This is a genomic window from Methylobrevis pamukkalensis (assembly GCF_001720135.1).
Classification (GTDB): Bacteria; Pseudomonadota; Alphaproteobacteria; order Rhizobiales; family Pleomorphomonadaceae; genus Methylobrevis; species Methylobrevis pamukkalensis.
Genome location: NZ_MCRJ01000274.1, coordinates 1 through 1,021 on the forward strand (window position 1 = coordinate 1; position 1,021 = coordinate 1,021).

Below are 1,021 nucleotides of genomic sequence, written 5' to 3' on the forward strand. Positions count from 1 at the left end.
CGTTCAGGTCCGGCGCCGGCCGGTGATCGCGAAGAACGGAGCGGTCGCCGTGCGCAGCGTAATTTGCCTAAAATTTTGACGATATTGATGCTTTTCCGGATCGCTGGTCAGTGGGCTTAACGGTGCATTCATCGTGCCGTTCGAAAGAATTGCCTGCCATCTCAAGGATATACGAGTTTTAAAGCCTGATGGCCCAAGGTCGAGCCAGATAAAGCGTGAATCCCGACAGGGTCCGGCAGAGCCGAACCTGTCGGCAACACGGGGGCGACGCGGCTGCGTCCGTCCCGCGTGACGCTCGACAGGCCATGACCCCGTCATGGCGGGCAAGGCGGGTACCGACGATGATCTCCTTCGACAGCTTCCTGCGGCCCGCTCCGGCCGCCACTTCGGCGCTCCGGCGCTTTGCGCGTGACCGGTCGGGCAACATCGCGATGATGTTCTCGCTGATCATTCTCGTCATGTTCTCGGCCATCGGCATGGCGGTCGACTACGGCCGCGCCTACCACCAGCAGACCCGGCTGCAGACCGCGGCCGACATGACCGCGCTTGCCCTCGCCAAGGACGTGGAGGCGGGCAAGACCAACGACCAGATCGACGCTCACAAGACGGCACTGATCGAACTCAACATCGACACCGACAACCTCGAGAACTGGAACGCGGAGTGGTCGCGCGATGCGACCGCCAACACGCTGACGGTGGACATCACCGCCGCGCTGCCGACCAGCTTCATGTCGATCTTCAACGTGGCCGAAGTCGACATCGGCGCCTCTGCCACGGTGACCAGCGGCACCGACTATGTCGAGATCGCCATGGTGCTGGACAACACCGGCTCGATGAACAGCAGCAACAAGCTGAGCGAGCTGAAGACGGCCGCCACCACGATGCTGACCAATCTGGCCGCCTCGCCGGCCGGCACGGCCGGTCGCACCAGCGTCGCGGTCATCCCCTTCGGCGTCAGCGTCAACGTCGGCACCACCTACAAGAGCGCCGACTGGCTCGGCCCGGAACAGACGGGAGAGTA

The 1,021-nt window shown here is 63.5% G+C and carries 1 protein-coding gene; it reads left to right on the forward strand.

Annotated features, from left to right (window positions below; all coding sequences use genetic code 11):
• Positions 1-341: 341 nt before the first annotated feature.
• Positions 342-1,021: TadE/TadG family type IV pilus assembly protein (locus A6302_RS20465; RefSeq protein WP_169833650.1), on the forward strand; the 680-nt coding region annotated here is incomplete at its 3' end.